Source organism: Frankia sp. KB5, from assembly GCF_002099325.1.
GTDB lineage: Bacteria > Actinomycetota > Actinomycetes > Frankiales > Frankiaceae > Frankia > Frankia casuarinae.
Genome location: NZ_MRUJ01000226.1, coordinates 1 through 1,144, shown reverse-complemented (window position 1 = coordinate 1,144; position 1,144 = coordinate 1). Strand labels below are relative to the sequence as shown.

Genomic DNA, 1,144 nt, shown 5'->3' with positions numbered 1-1,144 from the left:
AGGATGGACGGCGCGGACACCGACCGGGATGAGGATCTCGACCGGTTGGCCGACCAGCTCGTCGCGGGTGTAGCCGAACAGCCGCTCGGCCTGCGTATTGACCAGGACGATGGCCCCGTCGTCCCGGACGGCGACGATCGCGTCCGGTGCCGCCTCCAACAGACCGCTGGCCAGGTCTGAGGAACCCTTCACCACATCACCACGATCGGTAATCGGACCGACTCTTTAAGTGAGGCGGAGTGGACCCTAGCACAGATGCCGACCCCCCGTGCCGACCCGTGCCAACCCGCCACCGTGGTTCACCGCTTATGCGTGCCTTCTCCCGGAGGACCGACCTGATCGGCTTGGTGGGATCCCGGCGGGTGGTTTTGAGGCTCAGGTGGGTGGTTTTGAGGCGCCGGTGGATCGGGAAGCCATCTGATGGCGTAACACTCGGCCTCGGCGGCACGTTCTCGGCGGCGGCGCCCCGGGCCGATCCCGGGCGCCGACCAGGAAGCCGAGGTCAGCGTGGCAGTGCCGCCGAGGCCGACCGACCGGGAGCGGGCGCTGTTCGGAGAACTGGCGGCCACCTGGACCTTCGACCCGAGGAACTCCGACCTGAGGAACTCCGACCCCAGAAAGTCCGATCCGAGCAAGGGATCCCGGCGATGACCACTCCATTCCCGTCGCGGCAGCGGACGGCGCCGTCGACCACCCGGCCGCGTTACCCGCTGGCACCAGCCCGGAAGCTGACCGTGGAGACGGTCGCCAGCCGCGGCGGGCTGCATCCCGACCTGGTCCACCGGTTCGTGGCACTCGGCCTGCTGGAGGCCTCCCGCGACGCCGAACTGGTCGTCAGCTGTCAGGCAGCGGACGCACGGCACGGGCTCGCCGCCTGAACCCCGACCCCGGGGGCCGGCCGGCCCCCTCCAGGCCGGCCGGCCCCCTCCAGGCCGGCCGGCCCCCTCCAGGCCGGCCGGCCCCCTCCAGGCCGGCCGGGGCCCTCCTGGCCTGCCGGGGCCCTCCTGGGACACCTACCGGTCAGCGACGAACCGACGGCGCCACGCTAGCGCCGAGACCGGTGCCGCCCGGCCCGGCGGCCGCACCCACACCCGCGCTCGGCCCCACCCCGACGCCAAGACCCGCACCACCCGGCCCCGCGGTC

1 protein-coding gene and 1 pseudogene are annotated in these 1,144 nt (G+C 72.7%); one reads left to right on the top strand and one right to left on the bottom strand.

Annotated features, from left to right (window positions below; translation table 11 throughout):
• Positions 1 to 192, bottom strand: a 192-nt coding sequence (locus KBI5_RS19740) for a PAS domain S-box protein (protein WP_116289968.1), incomplete at its 3' end; no start/stop codon positions are given.
• 455 nt (positions 193 to 647) lie between these two features.
• Between KBI5_RS19740 and KBI5_RS27125 the strand changes: the two are divergent.
• Positions 648 to 824: pseudogene (locus KBI5_RS27125) on the top strand (MerR family transcriptional regulator); the annotation flags it as partial.
• Positions 825 to 1,144 lie beyond the last annotated feature (320 nt).